The 15,032-nt window shown below is 46.8% G+C and carries 14 protein-coding genes; 6 read left to right on the top strand and 8 right to left on the bottom strand.

Features of this window, described 5'->3' with window-relative positions; translation table 11 throughout:
- Window positions 1-71: 71 nt before the first annotated feature.
- A complete protein-coding gene (locus tag AAHN97_RS12245) occupies window positions 72-1,061 on the bottom strand; it encodes a terpene synthase family protein (protein WP_343307913.1) in 990 nt (329 codons plus the stop codon).
- Window positions 1,062-1,246: 185 nt separating this feature from the next.
- Window positions 1,247-2,911, bottom strand: coding sequence for an ATP-binding response regulator (locus AAHN97_RS12250; RefSeq protein ID WP_343307914.1), 1,665 nt, complete (start codon window positions 2,909-2,911; stop codon window positions 1,247-1,249).
- Between the two features lie 196 nt (window positions 2,912-3,107).
- Between AAHN97_RS12250 and AAHN97_RS12255 the strand changes: the two genes are divergently transcribed.
- Window positions 3,108-6,017, top strand: a complete 2,910-nt coding sequence (locus tag AAHN97_RS12255) for a SusC/RagA family TonB-linked outer membrane protein (RefSeq protein ID WP_343307915.1) — start codon at window positions 3,108-3,110, stop codon at window positions 6,015-6,017.
- An 11-nt stretch (window positions 6,018-6,028) separates the two neighbouring features.
- Window positions 6,029-7,330 carry a RagB/SusD family nutrient uptake outer membrane protein gene (locus AAHN97_RS12260; RefSeq protein WP_343307916.1) on the top strand — a complete coding sequence of 434 codons (1,302 nt, stop codon included), beginning with the start codon at window positions 6,029-6,031 and terminating at the stop codon, window positions 7,328-7,330.
- A gap of 38 nt (window positions 7,331-7,368) precedes the next feature.
- Here the strand turns inward: AAHN97_RS12260 and AAHN97_RS12265 are convergent, their stop codons facing one another.
- From AAHN97_RS12265 to AAHN97_RS12275, 3 genes are read right to left on the bottom strand one after another with little or no spacing between them, the layout of a single operon-like run.
- Window positions 7,369-7,947 (bottom strand): hypothetical protein, encoded by a 579-nt coding sequence (locus AAHN97_RS12265; RefSeq protein ID WP_343307917.1) that lies wholly within the window; start codon window positions 7,945-7,947, stop codon window positions 7,369-7,371.
- 11 nt (window positions 7,948-7,958) lie between these two features.
- Window positions 7,959-8,312: a VOC family protein gene (locus AAHN97_RS12270; RefSeq protein ID WP_343307918.1), complete on the bottom strand. Its 354-nt coding sequence runs from the start codon at window positions 8,310-8,312 to the stop codon at window positions 7,959-7,961.
- 51 nt (window positions 8,313-8,363) lie between these two features.
- Complete coding sequence (locus AAHN97_RS12275) at window positions 8,364-8,915, bottom strand: hypothetical protein (RefSeq protein ID WP_343307919.1); 552 nt, start codon at window positions 8,913-8,915, stop codon at window positions 8,364-8,366.
- 87 nt (window positions 8,916-9,002) lie between these two features.
- On the opposite strand from AAHN97_RS12275, the gene AAHN97_RS12280 reads away from it, so the two are divergent.
- The 3 genes from AAHN97_RS12280 to AAHN97_RS12290 all read left to right on the top strand — a co-directional run bounded on the left by AAHN97_RS12280 (window position 9,003) and on the right by AAHN97_RS12290 (window position 10,545).
- The gene (locus tag AAHN97_RS12280; protein ID WP_343307920.1) at window positions 9,003-9,332 is read left to right on the top strand and encodes an ArsR/SmtB family transcription factor; all 330 of its coding nucleotides are present in this window, start codon (window positions 9,003-9,005) and stop codon (window positions 9,330-9,332) included.
- On the top strand, window positions 9,316-9,795 hold the full coding sequence (locus tag AAHN97_RS12285; protein ID WP_343307921.1) for an SRPBCC family protein: 480 nt from the start codon (window positions 9,316-9,318) through the stop codon (window positions 9,793-9,795). Before AAHN97_RS12280 ends, AAHN97_RS12285 begins: the two co-directional genes overlap by 17 nt.
- Window positions 9,796-9,888: 93 nt before the next feature.
- Entirely contained in the window at window positions 9,889-10,545 is a 657-nt protein-coding gene (locus AAHN97_RS12290) for a DUF2306 domain-containing protein (protein ID WP_343307922.1), read from the top strand.
- Here AAHN97_RS12290 and AAHN97_RS12295 read toward each other — a convergent pair.
- Together AAHN97_RS12295 and AAHN97_RS12300 are read right to left on the bottom strand one after the other, a co-directional pair.
- Complete coding sequence (locus AAHN97_RS12295; RefSeq protein ID WP_343307923.1) at window positions 10,519-10,917, bottom strand: hypothetical protein; 399 nt, start codon at window positions 10,915-10,917, stop codon at window positions 10,519-10,521. The genes AAHN97_RS12290 and AAHN97_RS12295 overlap by 27 nt on opposite strands.
- A gap of 7 nt (window positions 10,918-10,924) precedes the next feature.
- Window positions 10,925-13,597, bottom strand: coding sequence for a family 78 glycoside hydrolase catalytic domain (locus AAHN97_RS12300; RefSeq protein WP_343307924.1), 2,673 nt, complete (start codon window positions 13,595-13,597; stop codon window positions 10,925-10,927).
- 152 nt (window positions 13,598-13,749) lie between these two features.
- On the opposite strand from AAHN97_RS12300, the gene AAHN97_RS12305 reads away from it, so the two are divergent.
- Window positions 13,750-14,709 carry an alpha/beta fold hydrolase gene (locus AAHN97_RS12305; RefSeq protein WP_343307925.1) on the top strand — a complete coding sequence of 320 codons (960 nt, stop codon included), beginning with the start codon at window positions 13,750-13,752 and terminating at the stop codon, window positions 14,707-14,709.
- Here AAHN97_RS12305 and AAHN97_RS12310 read toward each other — a convergent pair.
- Complete coding sequence (locus AAHN97_RS12310; RefSeq protein WP_343307927.1) at window positions 14,681-15,028, bottom strand: nuclear transport factor 2 family protein; 348 nt, start codon at window positions 15,026-15,028, stop codon at window positions 14,681-14,683. The genes AAHN97_RS12305 and AAHN97_RS12310 overlap by 29 nt on opposite strands.
- Window positions 15,029-15,032: the final 4 nt, after the last annotated feature.

Consider the following 15,032-nt stretch of genomic DNA (forward strand, 5'->3'; position numbering starts at 1 on the left):
AATCAGGGCCAAATGTAGGGATTATTTCAGAAAAGCCGTCCCAATGCGTTGGGACGGCTTTCGCATACTGCCTATACTGTTTCAGTCAGGCGGTCAGTGATCGTGTAATTCTCTACGCAATTAAACTCATACCGGGCGGTATCTTCAAAGCTCCAGTCCATATTCCCGCGCAGGATCATGGCGAGGTCATATGCATACTTCCTGGCCCCGGCAGGGAAATCTTCCATGGCGTTGTAGAGTTCATGGAACTCGCGCATTTCTTCGTTGTGCAGCAATACCGTTTCATGAATGGCATCATCCAGCTCCAGGTGTTTCTCCTGCCGGATCACCATCACCAGGTTATGCGTGTCTCCATGTGCAATTTCCTTACTTAAGGAAAACAGATCGTTTGCCCAGCAACCCAGGTGACCACAGAGTTCGTTCAGGCGTTGCAGTGTGGGATGGTCTTTTATGGAAGCAGGCAGGGCAATGTCCTCTGCAAAGTAAATAAGGCGGCCCGCAATGTGGGCACCTCCAATAATGGGGCGTCTTTCAATGTACTCGGAAATGCTGGGCGTCTTCCAGCTGTTCGCATTTTTGTTCTGCCATTCAATGGCATTGAACAAGAGCAGGATGTCCTGCACAAATTCCCTTTGGAATGCAGCGCTGCTGCAGGCTTTCATACGCTGCCATACATCAGATAGTGCGGCCAGCACATGGCCGCCGTTTTCCATGGTAAAGTGTTTATCCTCTGTGAGCACGCCGAGGAAATTCTTCATCAGCATTTTCAATGCAGCAGGGTCCTGCGCTACCGCATCCTGGTGATCAAAGAGATCATCCAGCAGGAATAACAATACCAACAGATCGTTGGTGATACAAAGTCGCTCATGTGAGGCAGTGGGATAAAATCTGCAGGTCATGTACCCGAAGTTGGATGTTTTTAATTCGTTAAACATGGCACCGGGATACAGCTGAAATGTTTCACACCATTGGAGAGTGTGGTTTTCTACAGACTGCACATAAGGACTAATACTTGGCTGAAAAGGGCAGAAAAGCTCCTGTTTTTTGGTAATGGTGAACATAAACACATGATTTAATGATTGAAAAGTTAATAGAACAACCGCAAGGATGCTCTTATCAGGCATAACAAGTTAAATCGTGGAAAGGTAACCAGAGGGGTATCAGGAGCATTATTTGCTCTTGCAAATCCCTGAGAATAACAGGCGTTTACAATAGCTAAATAAGTAATAAGTAGGTGAAAAAAATATTACTTTTTACTAAAAAAAGTTTCGAGTTCACTGTAAAAAGTGTCAAAAATAAGGGGTTTGGATAGAAAACCTACCGCACCGGCGGCCAGCATCTCTTCTTTTACGGCGGGGGCTGTTTCTCCCGTAACGCTGATCACCGGGGTGCCATCCAGGGCTTCCTGTACTACTTTCAGGGCTTCTTTTCCATAGATGCCGGGTAAACCGATATCGAGTAATACCAGGTCCGGCCGTTCATGACTGGCTGCTTCAATACCTTTGAAAAGGTCTGCGGAAAGGAGCACCTGGCATCCCATCCGCTGTAGCAGCAATTCTACTGCCCGCAGGTTCATCTGATTATCGTCAATTACCAGTACGGTTTTATTGAACTTCTTATAGCTGATCTTTTCTTCCAGCTGTTTGATACCCGCTACCAGTGGCAGGGTAACAATGAAGGTGCTGCCTATGCCGGTTTTGCTTTCCACGCGGATATTACCACCCATGGACTCCACCGTTTTCTTCACCAGCGGAAGGCCAAGCCCTGTACCACGGTAAGTACTGTGGCGCTGGCTCACATAAGGTTTAAAGATCTGGATCCTTTGCTGGTCGTTTAAACCGGGGCCGGCATCTGTGATACTGATCACCAGCTGGTTCTTTTCATTCGGGAATGCTTTGATCTTTATCCCGCTATCCGCCGCCGTGAATTTCACGGCATTGGAAACAAGATTGCTGATCACGGTGGTCAATTCCCTTTCATCGCTGAGAATGATCTCCGGCAGGGCCGGGGACAGTTCAGTACTGATCTTCACCTGTTTTTCATCCGCCATCACCTGGAAGGAGGCTGTTATTTCCGTGATTAGTTCCCGCAGATCGAAATTGGAATTCACCAGTTCAAACTTGCCGTTTTCCAATGCTGAATAATCCAGCACGTTATTGATCACCAGGGTCATCTGTTTACAGGCAATGTTCAGCGCCTTCACGCGGTCTGCTGCTATAACGATCTTATCTGCGCCTTTGCTCTGCCGCAACAGTTCCTCACTGATGGAGGTCACTACGTTAAGATGATTCCTGGTTTCGTGGTTTGTTTTGTTGAAGGAAAGGCTTTTGGAGATGTTCACATCTTCCAGCGTCTTTGTTTTGGCCATCAGTTTATCGATGGATTCCTTAAAATGTTCCGAATAAAAGTAGAACACCAGGATGTTCAGTGTAACCACCGCCATAAGCACCACCAGTTTGGTGATCTCATAACCATAATGGATACCCAGGGCTGTTAATACGCTGAATACCGCCAGCAGGCTGAATACCCTTTGCGGGTTGGTGGTAAATAACAGGAAGGACATGCCTATCAGGAAGATCACGATCAGCTCCACATTGGCAGCAGGGCCCATGATCACCCCAAAGAATAAGGTGCCCGCACAGTGCGTGCAGAACATGATAAATTTAGCCGTAATGTATTTTCCGGATCTGTTGAAAAAGGGTACTGTTATCAGTATAAGACCTTCAATAACAGGGCAGTACAGTAACCGCAGCTGGCCCGTGATAAAAAATAAGATCGGAGCCAGTAAGAAAGCAAACAGGGCTGGTATCGCAGCCATGATATTTACGATCACTACAGTTCTCGCTTTTGTTCCATCCTGAGTCTGCGCACCAGCATTAATGACCTTCTTTAGGATGTCACGTGGATTCATCAGAGCTTGTTTTCAATTAGCTGTAGGTTTTCAGAGTTTTGATCAGTGTAACAGGGCAAAGTTAACGCTTCGGATAAGAAATCCTACAGTTAAAACCGATTAATCTACATGTAACACAAAGCCTGACACCCTGAGTCCTTCAGCAGCCTAATTTACATCCCTGCCAGTTGTTTTTTATCAACCAATAAACTGAAAAATGAGACAATCCCTGAAAGGCATATTATACCTCGTATGCCTGTTATTACCGCTTGTTATGCAGGCACAGCAAAAAACCTTTTCCGGAAGAGTGACCGATGTGAATGGTAACCCCTTACCCGGTGCCAGTGTGAGCATCCAAAAGACCAAACAAGGCACCATTACCAATATGGAAGGCAGATTTGAGATCAATGCCCCTGAAGGTGCCATACTTGTAGTCAACTTCACCGGTTTCAGATCCCGCAATATTAAACTCACGGGCGATGCCATATTGGCCATTGTGCTGGAAGAAGATATCGCCAAACTGGATGAAATTGTGGTGACGGGGCTGGCTACCACAGTAAAACGAAGAAATGCGGCCAATTCCGTGGCCTCTGTTTCCGCAAAGGAACTAACGGGCGTGGCACCTGCCCAAACCTTCGATGCCGCTTTAAGCGGTAAAATAACAGGCGCCAACATTGTAGCTAATTCCGGTGCACCGGGTGGCGGGCTTTCTGTTAAACTCCGCGGCGTATCCTCTGTTTTTGGTACTACCCAGCCGCTGTACGTAATAGACGGCGTGATCATCAGCAACCGTACCATTTCTACCGGTACCAATGTTATTACCAATGCACAAGGCGGTGGCAGTGCCACTTCCGCACAGGATAATGCTACTTCCCGCATTGCAGACATCAACCCGCAGGATATTGAAAATGTGGAAATACTGAAAGGCGCTTCCGCTTCTGCCATATATGGTTCCCAGGCCTCTGCCGGGGTGGTGATCATCACTACCAAAAAAGGGAAAGCAGGCACTACAAAAGTGAATGTTTCCCAGGATATGGGATTTATCACCGCCCGTCACCTGATGGGTATGAAATCATTGACGGATGCACAGATCACTGCACGCAGATGGAATGTGGGATTGTACAGAACAGCAGAAACAGCCGGCAAATTATATGATTATGAAAAAGAGATTTATGGCAACACGGGCTTCCTGCGCAACACCAGTTTTACTGCCAGCGGCGGAACAGAGAAAACCACCTTCCTTTTCTCCGCAGGCATGCGTAAAGAAGAAGGGATCATTAAGAATACCGGTTATGCCAATAACAGTCTCCGCTTAAATGTGAACCACCGGGTATCAGACAGGATCAAAGTAGGTATTACTTCTTCCTACACCAATTCCTCTTCTGACCGTGGTATTACCAACAACGATAATACCGGTGTTTCCATTGGTGTACAATTAGCTTCCATGCGTCCTTACAGGGAACTGCATCCCAATGAGAAAGGGCAATATCCCAATCCCCTGAATGGTAACAATATCCTGCAGACCATTGCATTGATGAAGAACAATGAAAAGATCAACCGGGTGATCAGCGGTATCAATATTGATGCTACGCTGCAACAATCAGATGTTTCCATCACCAGGCTGGTAGCAAGAGGTGGCGTGGATTTCTATAACCAGAAATCGCAATTACTGTTCCCCGCCATCCTTCACCTTGAAACAGCTGCAGGTACCGGTGGCCGTAACGTGCAGGGGAATGCCAACGACCTCAATACCAGCTGGGCCGCCTTCCTGGTGAACACGCTCAGTGCAAAACAATTGTCGTTTGTAACCACTGCCGGTTTAACACACGAATATGGTTCCTTTGATCAGTTGCTGAATGTGGCTTCGCAACTGGTAGGAGAAGAAACCAGCGGAGGACAGGCCAGCTCTGTAAGCGCACAGCAAACACGTTATCTTTTCCGTAACGATGGTATTTTCTTCCAGGAAGAAATTGCATTGAAAGAGTTCCTGAATTTCACTGCCGGTGTTCGTTTCGACAGGTCTACCAATAACGGGAACTACAAGAAGTTCAATGTATATCCCAAAGCCAATATGTCCTGGAACATTGCTAAGATGGGCAATTGGGATAACAGTACGGTCAATGATCTGAAGTTCCGTATCGCTTATGGTGAAAGCAGTGGTTTCCCTACTTTCAACAGCCGCTTTACCACATTGCCGGGTATGAGCATTGGCGGGCGCCCGGGTTCATTGATCGGTATCACTTTAGGAGATGCGGATATTGAATCTGAAAGGCAAACGGAACTGGAAGGTGGTATGGATATCAGTTTCCTGAACGGGAAGATCAGCTTTGAAGCTACGCTGTACAACAAGGTGATCAAAGACCTGCTGGTGGCAGCTAATTTCCCGGCATCCAGTGGTTTTACCAATCGTTGGGTGAATGCAGGTTCCCTGCGCAACCGCGGGCTGGAATTAGGCTTAAGGACCATCCCTGTTGACAATAAGTTCCTGCGCTGGAACTCTACACTCAACTTCTGGCTCAACCGCTCCAAAGTAACGAAGCTCAACGTTCCGCGTTTTGACCAGGGTTCTGCTTTCGGTGCAAACTATGGTACTTTCTTTATTGAAGAAGGAAAATCCGCCACGCAGATCCTGGCACTTAACGATGATGGTGAACTGCAAAAGTTTGGCGACCTGGAACCGGATTATCAGCTCAGTTTCTACAATGAACTCACCTTCCTTAAGAACATCAGCCTGCGCTTCCTGCTGCATGCGCGGAAGGGCAGTTCCAATATCAACCTCTCTCAATTACTGCAGGACTATGGCGGCACTTCTCCCGACTGGGATGTACCGGATGCAGGTGGTAACCCTACAGGCCGTGTGCGCTCCGGGCAACCTTACAGATATGTGCAGGATGCAAGCTATTTGCGCTTCCGGGAAATTGCTTTGTATTACCGCCTGCCCCTGGTATGCCGGCATATCCAGAACATCCGGCTGGGCGTTTCTGCCAACAACTTTATTACATGGACCCCGTATAAAGGATACGATCCGGAAGTATCGAATTTCGGTGCCGGTTTTGGTGCCGGAGTGGATGTAGCTCCCTACCCTGCTTCCAAACGCCTGCAATTCCATTTATCGCTTGACTTCTAAACCATTTATCAATGAAACATATTTTATCATTCGTTTTTGGCGTGACCTGTGTGCTTACTGCCTGCACCCATGAATTCATTCCTAACCCCAACGCCCCCACGATGGAAGAGATCATTAAAAATCCCTCCATCTCTCAGTTAAACAACCTGGTAACAGGTTCCGAAGGAGGCCTGCGTGCACAACTGGGCCTGTATCATGATCTCGTGGGTGTATTTGGCCGTGAATTCTGGCGTTACTCCAATTCAGACAGTCGTAATACAGAAGATCTTTTAGGAAAAGGAAATATTACACTGGACCCTAACTCCTATTATGCCGTCAACAGCTGGCTGGCCCGTTATTCCGTGGTAAAGAACTGCAACCTGCTGATACAGGCTACGAAAAATTGCACCTTACTGGAAAATGAAGCACAAAAGAACGGGTATTATGCTTTTGCCAAAACCATCGCTGCTTACCAGTTATTGCTCAATCTTACCCATACGGATGATCTGGGGATCAGAACAGATGTAAATGATCCCAAACACCTGGGGCCGATCGTCAACAAAACACAGGCTTTAACAGACATTGCCAAATTACTGGATGATGCAGATGCGCTGCTGAATAATGCAGCGATCATCTTCCCGCTTTCCGATGGGTTTGAGGGCTTCAGTGATGTGCCGGGCTTCAGAAAGTTCAACCGCGCGCTTTCTGCCCGTGTATCCATTTACCGGGAGCAATGGCCCAAAGCGCTTACCGATCTCAATGCTTCCTTCCTGGACCTTTCAGCCGGAAGTAACCTGTACGCAGGTGTTTATCATGTTTTCTCTTCTTCCAGCGGAGACCTCTTAAATGAACTGTACCTCGCACTGGATGGCCAGAGTGATATCAGGGCCGCCCACCCTACTTTTGAAGCAGACCTGGAAGCCGGCGACGACCGCATCAACAAAACACATATAAGGGCTGTACCGGCAGCTTTTGACGGGTTAACCAGTACCCGGGACGTGGCACTTTATGCCACGCCTGTCACTCCGGTGCCTTTCATCCGGAATGAAGAGCTGATATTGATCTATGCAGAAGCCAGGCTGCAAACCAATGCACTGGCAGAAGCGGCGGATGCGTTGAACATCATTCGCAGCAAACACAATCTCGCACCGCGGCTGGACCTTGATACGAAAGCGAAACTTATTGATGAGCTCTTAAAGCAAAGAAGGTATTCCCTTTTTGGAGAAGGACACCGCTGGGTGGATATGCGCCGTTATAACAGGCTGGCTGCACTTCCTATTGACCGTGTGGGGGATGATGTATGGCCGCGTGTACCGCTGCCGGATGGAGAATAAATTAAAAAGGCTGGTCCGTTGGGGCCAGCCTTTTTTTATCAGTTCATTACAACAAAGATCAGATCTTCATAGTCATGTGCGGACACAAACATGGGAATGCCTGCCCAGGCTGCCCTGTTCTTATGCTGTGTTACTGTTTGTTTGAAAAGCTGGTATAAGCGCAGGATCACCAGGTATTCATGCAATTCACAGGCCGCGCGTAAATTATCATCCCGGTATCCTTCTGTTTTCATGTATTCCCTGTTGGCTTCCTGCAAGGCTTCAAAGCCGGTAATGCTCATGCTCTTTTCAGACTGGCCATCAAACTCCGCCAGCCAGTTCAGGGTATCTTCTTCTTCTACCGTTTCATACGCAAAGAGGTCTATGAACCAATGTTCATAGTTCACCGTAAAGGCGTTCATTTCACAAAGCATGGCTTTAATCTCCAATTCTTCTTCTTCCTTCATGGCTTTATAAAAACTATTCAGGAACTGGCCCAGGATGGGCTGCAGGTGAAGGAGGTCTTTCCCGATCACCTTGTGAAAAGGAGTTTCCGGCAGTTCAGCCAATTTATCTTCCGTATAACGGATAGCAGCATCTATCTGACCGGCTCTTATCCAATCTACTAATTTGTCCATTGCTTGTTGATTTACAGGTATTCCAATAACTCTATCCTGTTGTTAAAAGGGTCTCTGAAAAAACACCTGGAACGGCCTTCTATAACAGAGGAATATGAAATTTCAATGCCTTTGCTTTCCAGGTAGGCCTTTGCCGCTTCGAGGTCCTTCACTTCAAAAGCAGGGTGACGGCCGGATATTGGACCCGGTTCCTCTTCCACAATATGCAATTGAATATTGCCGATATTGAACCATATAGCGCCCCGCGGATGATTGCCGGGGATCTCTTCCAGCTGTAATATCTCTTTGTAGAATGTTTTGGCTGCTTCTTTTTTGCCGATCGGTACCATTTGCGTAACATGGTCTAACCGCGAAAACTGTATCATACTTACCTCAATTAATTCTGCAAAGTAAAGGATAAGGTATGAGAAAACAAGTTATTCGCTCTCCGGCAGCAACCAGGCCAGGTTGTTCATATTCAGGCCTTCCAGCAATTTGTAGTGCTGATCTGATAAAGTAAGACTGAACAGATCATCATCTGCCGGCACGCTGAAGGGGTCGTTGGGGAGTTCTCTTAAGTATTTGGCCTGTCCGTATAACACCGGCACCCGGCATTTTTCATAAAAACCCCTGGCTGCTTTTTCACAACATCCCAGCGCTTCTATTTTCCGGCTCTCCATATTGGTTTTGATCTGGTGCAGAAAGAATTTTCCGTTCCCGTTCCTTTCTTCTATTGATACAAAACCCACCAGTTCCGCGAAAGGATAGATCTCATGCCTGACCCTGATCCTGAAATCAAAATTAATGCGGGCCACGCATAAGATGGTTGCGCTTACACCTGTGAGGAAATGAAATTCCGAATGGCGGTATTTGTGAATGAAGTCTTTATCTTCTATGCCCGTCCAGGGTTCTATATCCCAGCATGCGAGGATCGTTTTGATCTCCATGCTGGTTAAGTCTGCAGGTTTTTTGATCAGGTGTTCAGGCATGAAATAAAGATAATCGGAAAAAATAAATACCCTAATATGTAGCCATTTAACTTCCTTTCCTTATATTTGTAGTCAAATGGCTTCATAATGGAAAAACGAAGAGATGTATTCCAGGCAATCGCGGACCCTACCCGGCGGGAGATCATTCACCTGATCTCCGGGGAATCCCTGAACCTCAACGCAATAGCAGATCACTTTGATTCTGCGCGCCCTACTATTTCCCAGCATATTAAGATACTAACGGAATGTGGGCTCATCATCATTAAAAAACAAGGCAGGGAAAGGTTCTGCGAGGCAAAGCTGGATAAGTTGCAGGAAGTATCTTCCTGGGTAGCACAATACAGCAAGGCATGGAATGAAACAATTGATGCAATGGAAAACTTCTTAAAAAATAAAAAACATGGTAAAGAAAAATGAGGATGTACTGATATCCCGAATTGTAGATGCTCCGAGGGAGCAGGTATTCCAGGCATGGACAGATCCGGAAGGCCTGGAACAATGGTTTGCACCGAAAGGATGCACCATTCATTTTAAACAGATCGATATCCGCGAGGGCGGTACGTTTCACTCCTGTATTAAAAATCCTGACTACAAGGATTGCTGGTGTGTGGGTACTTACCTGGAGATCGTTAAACCGGAACGTATTGTTTTCACGATGGTGAATGCAGATGAAAAAGGAAATCCGCTTACTGCCGTGGAAGCAGGTATGGACCCGGAATGGCCAACATCTACCACAGTCACGGTTACCCTGGGTGCAATAGGCAATAAAACCGAATTCACTTTGCATCAGACCGTCAACGAAACTCTCGCTAAACGCACCGGCGCTTATCCAAGCTGGCTGCAGATGTTAGATATCCTCGAAGCATACCTGCGCAAATAATCAATCATACGGCAAACCCCATGTGAATGGTGCTGTTATCATTAACAGGCGCTGGCGGATGCTTTGTGCCTGTTAATGATTATTTTTGAATGCTTGAAAACATTCACCAACACCCTGCGCTATCTTTTCATTTATCTCCTGCTCTGTGTGGGTACCTTCCTGATGCTCAGAGGTATCCTTGCTTACAGCACTTTTAAAAGCGATACGGGTTTCCTTGCTTTCAAACAGGATTACCTGCATATCACGGTGTGGAAAGTGGCCTTTTACACGCATGTATTCTCCAGCATTTTCACTTTGCTGGCCGGCTTTACGCAATTTTCAAATCAACTCTTAAAAGAACACAGGCAGTTACATCGTTTGATAGGCAGATTGTATGCATGGAATATTCTTCTGATCAATTTCCCTGCAGGCATGATCATGGCTATTTATGCAAATGGCTATCTGCCTTCTAAACTGGCATTTATTATACTGGACAGTCTTTGGTTCTGGTTCACACTCAAGGCAGTGATAGAAATAAAAAGAGGGAATATTGCGGCGCACAAACGTTACATGATAAGAAGTTATGCCCTTACCTGCTCAGCTTTAACACTAAGGGCCTGGAAACTGATCTTATCCAATAGTTTCACCATCGATCCCGTAACACTGTACATGATCGATGCCTGGCTGGGATTTGTACCCAACCTGTTATTGGCAGAATGGCTGATCCGGAGGAAGAAAAAAAGGCTAACGCCCGAAATCAAGATTAGATAAGTAGATCATTTCCATAGTACTGAAAATGATAGAAAAGCTTAGCACAAAAGCAACGAAACGCCAGGAACCTGCGGATGGACGTTTTTTAATCAGCAAGGGCCTGTAAAAGCCTTCGGCAACAATGAAAGCACTGCCTGCAGCAATTATCACTGCCCCCAACACAAGTGCTAAACCGGGGGGATCAAAAGATATCGCTAAGCCATACCTGTTTATCAGGATAAAAATAATGCAAAAGAGCAGTACATACGGTACAAAAAGCCACAAAAACTTAGCACGTAATGCTTTGTGGATCTGCAAGGATAAAAAGAAACAAAGAGCAGACATCACTGCTATCGCAAAAAAGATCATTAAGGTTATCAAGACAATTTCCATAGGTTCATTATTCAGATACGAATATATGATTTCCTGAACCTGTACCAAATATTGCATACCCTTTTTCTTCACGCAATAACTTCCCCCCGGATACTTTGCCATATTTCAGCGGCACCCATATTTCTGCTTTGGTATTAGCCGGTATACCCACCTTCAGGTTAAACTTCCCGTTTGTTATTTTCCAGTCGCTGGAAATAGGGCCGTAAGGAGATTCATAACTTCCTTTGGCGAAGGTAAGATCCCCTGCAGGCTGTGGTTTTATGATGATCTTTTTGAAACCGGGGGCTGCTGGGTTAATGCCCAGCAAAGACCTGTAGAACCACTCTCCTATTGAACCGAACATGGGGTGGTTTTTGGAATAGGTATTATCTGAAGCGGCCCAGGTTTCCCACAAAGTGGTAGCGCCGTTTTCCAGCATATGGCCCCAGCCGGGGAAACTGCGCTGATCTGCAATACGATATGCCAGATCATTCTGATCCCTTTCGCGGAACACATCAAACAACATCTTGGTGCCAAAGATCCCGGTGGTTACATGCCAGTTACGTCTTGCGAATACCGCTTCCAGTGTATCTGCCGCTTTCTGTGCATCTGCACCTTTCACCACATCAGACCACACACCTATCACCTGTGCTGATTGATTGGCTTTTTCAAATGCGCCGTTCACGTAGTATTTCGTTACAATCGCTTTGCGGATGTTTTCTGCCAATGCAGTATACTTTGCTTTGTCTTCTTCCTTATGCAATACCTCCGCGAGTTCTGCGATGATCCTCACCTGCGTTAAATAAAAGATGGCAGCCACCAAAGGCGAAGCTTTCCCGTCCAGCGATTCATGATCGCCCAGGCATTTATCGGAAAGATTATCTACTGCGCGGGATTCCAGGAAAGTGATCAAACGGGCCAGGGCTGCATAGTTCTCTTCAACGATCCTTTTATCTCCGTAGTACTCATACATTTTTTTGATGAGGAAAGGATATGCTGCCTGCCAGCCTAAGGGACCGGAGCCATCCCCGGGGCCGCTGTCCGCAATGCCCACAAAAGGGGCTGTTTCCGTGATACCACCCAGCGGGCGCTGGTCATTGGCAAAGTCCCGGATGGTTTTGGCATAGAACTGCGGCATGTGGTAATTGTACATGTAGGTTTCTGCTACACACAATATATCTCCGCCATACTGGAGCTTTTCCCTTGCAGGGCAATCAGATTCCACGCTGAACACATTACTGAGGAATGTCCATTGGATCACTTCGTTCAGCTGGTTGAACATCTTGTTGGAACTGGTGAAGGTGCCGTTCTTTTCCAGATCGGAATTCATGCGAAGGCCCTCTATATCCTGTAAAGTGGGTTTACCAGGCCAGCCAGTTACTTCAATGAAACGGAAGCCATGGAAGGTGAAACGCGGGGCCCAGGTTTCGAGCCCTTTTCCTTTCAGGATATAACTATCTTCCTGCCATGCGATGGCTGGTGCTCCGGGGCCTCCGTTGCTCTTTTTGATCTGTCCGGCTACGGCCGTCATACCATTCAGGCTGCCATCGGGGTATTTATCTTCTCCGTAACGGATACTTACTTTAGTACCGGCAGCGCCCTTTACTTTCAGGCGTACTACGCCCGCAAAGTTCTGTCCCATATCCAGTATGAACACGCCGGGTTTTATTTCGTTGATGCTAATGGGCTTTACAATCTTTGTGACCCGTATAGGCGGCTGCATCTGAGGTGTGAGTTCACCAGCCGGACCCTGGACCTTTACGGCCTGTTTCCAGCCTGTTTGCGGATCTTCCAGGCGGGCATCGTAATGTTCCCCCAGGAAAATGCTGTTGCGCACTACAGGGCCCGGCGCTGTTTGCCAGGTTTCGTCTGTTGGTACCAGGGCAGTACTGCCATCTGCATAGGTTATCCGGATCAGGGCTTTTACACATGGCCTGCCGGTTGTAAGCTGCGCACGCATATTGATGCTGCCCCAGAAACGCAAAGGGAGGGTATTGTACCATCCGTTGCCCAGCATAATGCTGGCGGCGTTTATGCCATTACGTACCTGTGCCGTGATATCATATACGGTGTATAAAACCTGTTTGCGGTAAGCCGTTAAGCCGGGATCCAGCACATGGTCTCCTATTTTCTTTCCATTCAGATAAGCTTCATAATAACCCAGGCCGCTGATGTACAAACGGGCGGAGGCGATCTTCTTCTTTGCTTCGAAAGACTTCCGGAACAAAGGCATGGGATCTTCTTTGTAGAATTCTTCATCCTTTTCAAATTGCTTGCTGCCATCTCCTATCCATTGCGCGGCCCAGGCTGACGAAGCGGTTTCAAACCATTGTGGTAAACTCCAGGCAGATGCCCTGCCATCCTGGTCATATACTTTCACCTGCCAGGTGTAACGGGAAAAGGGTTCAAGGGCTTTACCCGCATAAGTTACATGCAGGTTTTCGGCGGAATTTACTTTACCGGTCTGCCAGACAATATTCTTACCGGGATCCCTTACCACTATCTCATAGGCGGATTGCCATTGGTTTTGCCCATAACCTGTCAACGTCCAGCTGAAACGGGGTGCAGCAGTAGCTATGCCCAGCGGGTTCTGCAGGTATTCACAGGTGAGTTTTGCCGGTTGCAATGCCGGTGCAGCTGTAGCTTCAGCATAACTAACAAGGCATAACAGCGCCATGCATATAGTGGTCCTTAATTGCATCGGTTTCGAATTTACCGGGCAATATAGGTACAAATACATATTCGTAGGTAGCAAAGCAGGTAGGTACAGGTTGGTTAGACCTATTGCTTATATTTGCGTCACATAACCCGCTATATGAGATATAAGACCATATTGAGGACTAATACCCGAATATGAAACTACCTGCTATTATTTCTATCATCCTTTTCATGGCAGCATGCCAGCCCAAAGGTACTTACACACAGTTAACCAACATGGATACCACTATCCTCACCAGTGATTCCGTTCAGCTGGTTGTGAAAGTGGCCGGACAGGGAGTTCCCTGCATCTTTGTGCATGGCGGGCCTGGCGGTGGCTTTATGTCTTTTGAAAAGATGGGAGGAAAGAACCTGGAGCAGTGTATGACCATGGTGTATTACGACCAGAGAGGTTCAGGCTCTTCACAGAACGCGGCAGATTACAGTCTTGACCGCATGGTGCAGGATATAGAAGAACTCCGGCAAGCCATGAAACTGGAGAAGGTATACCTGCTCAGCCATTCTTTCGGCGGCATTATTGCTTTCAACTACGCAAAGAAATACCCCGCTCATGTATACGGTTTGGTGCTGGCCAATTCCACCCTGCATTTCTTCAATACCGCTTCTATCAAAGAACAGGTAGAATATGGCTATCGCCTGCTGGGTAAGGATACCGTTATACAGGAAACAGATTCCCTCCTGCAGCTGATGGCGGTGGTAAGAAAAGAAATGAGTAAACAGCGCATCGGCTATAAGTTCCTCACGGATGATATACAAACCATCGTGAAACTGGATAGCCTGGACGATAACTTTCCACGCACGAATGATTTTGGCATGGCCATCGTGGCACCCTTATTGGATACTTTGCAGAAAGTACGTTATCCTGAATACTCGCTTGATTATACCATTCAAACACTCCTATTACAACTTCCCGTGCTCACCATTACCGGCAGCAATGATCATGCGATCGGCATTCATCATTATGAAAAGTTCAGATTCCCGCAACAGGAAGTAGTGAAGATAGATGGCGGGCATCTGCTCTATTATGAACAGAATGCTGCGTTTGTAAAAGCTGTTTGTGGGTTTATCAAAGCAAGGGCCGCGGATCAAAAATAACTTTGAGGGAAGTGATCTTCTCATCTTCCACATGATACCAGCCACAGCCGAAAATAGTTTTCCCTGAGATCTGCAGATCATACAGGAGGCATACATCATCTCCATCTGCAAAAGCCTTTTTCACATTATACTTCAGTTTCATTTTTTCCATATCATCAAAATATGCCTGTGCCCCATCCCGTGAGCCCATTACGCCGATGAACTGCATATTATCATCCACAAATGTCCTGGCTATCTTGAAATCCTGTTCATTGATGGCGTTTACACAGGATAATACGATCTCTTTTGCACTGCTCATAGTGGTTGTATTACGTGTCATTTTT

The sequence above is a fragment of the Chitinophaga niabensis genome (assembly GCF_039545795.1).
GTDB classification, from domain to species: domain Bacteria; phylum Bacteroidota; class Bacteroidia; order Chitinophagales; family Chitinophagaceae; genus Chitinophaga; species Chitinophaga niabensis_B.

Coding starts and splice junctions, on each gene's coding strand:
- AAHN97_RS12310 (WP_343307927.1), bottom strand. CDS start 15,028: ATGACACGTAATACAACCACTATGAGCAGTGCAAAAGAGATCGTATTA.
- AAHN97_RS12305 (WP_343307925.1), top strand. CDS start 13,750: ATGAAACTACCTGCTATTATTTCTATCATCCTTTTCATGGCAGCATGC.
- AAHN97_RS12300 (WP_343307924.1), bottom strand. CDS start 13,597: ATGCAATTAAGGACCACTATATGCATGGCGCTGTTATGCCTTGTTAGT.
- AAHN97_RS12295 (WP_343307923.1), bottom strand. CDS start 10,917: ATGGAAATTGTCTTGATAACCTTAATGATCTTTTTTGCGATAGCAGTG.
- AAHN97_RS12260 (WP_343307916.1), top strand. CDS start 6,029: ATGAAACATATTTTATCATTCGTTTTTGGCGTGACCTGTGTGCTTACT.
- AAHN97_RS12250 (WP_343307914.1), bottom strand. CDS start 2,911: ATGAATCCACGTGACATCCTAAAGAAGGTCATTAATGCTGGTGCGCAG.
- AAHN97_RS12285 (WP_343307921.1), top strand. CDS start 9,316: ATGGTAAAGAAAAATGAGGATGTACTGATATCCCGAATTGTAGATGCT.
- AAHN97_RS12270 (WP_343307918.1), bottom strand. CDS start 8,312: ATGATACAGTTTTCGCGGTTAGACCATGTTACGCAAATGGTACCGATC.
- AAHN97_RS12255 (WP_343307915.1), top strand. CDS start 3,108: ATGAGACAATCCCTGAAAGGCATATTATACCTCGTATGCCTGTTATTA.
- AAHN97_RS12265 (WP_343307917.1), bottom strand. CDS start 7,947: ATGGACAAATTAGTAGATTGGATAAGAGCCGGTCAGATAGATGCTGCT.
- AAHN97_RS12280 (WP_343307920.1), top strand. CDS start 9,003: ATGGAAAAACGAAGAGATGTATTCCAGGCAATCGCGGACCCTACCCGG.
- AAHN97_RS12275 (WP_343307919.1), bottom strand. CDS start 8,915: ATGCCTGAACACCTGATCAAAAAACCTGCAGACTTAACCAGCATGGAG.
- AAHN97_RS12245 (WP_343307913.1), bottom strand. CDS start 1,061: ATGTTCACCATTACCAAAAAACAGGAGCTTTTCTGCCCTTTTCAGCCA.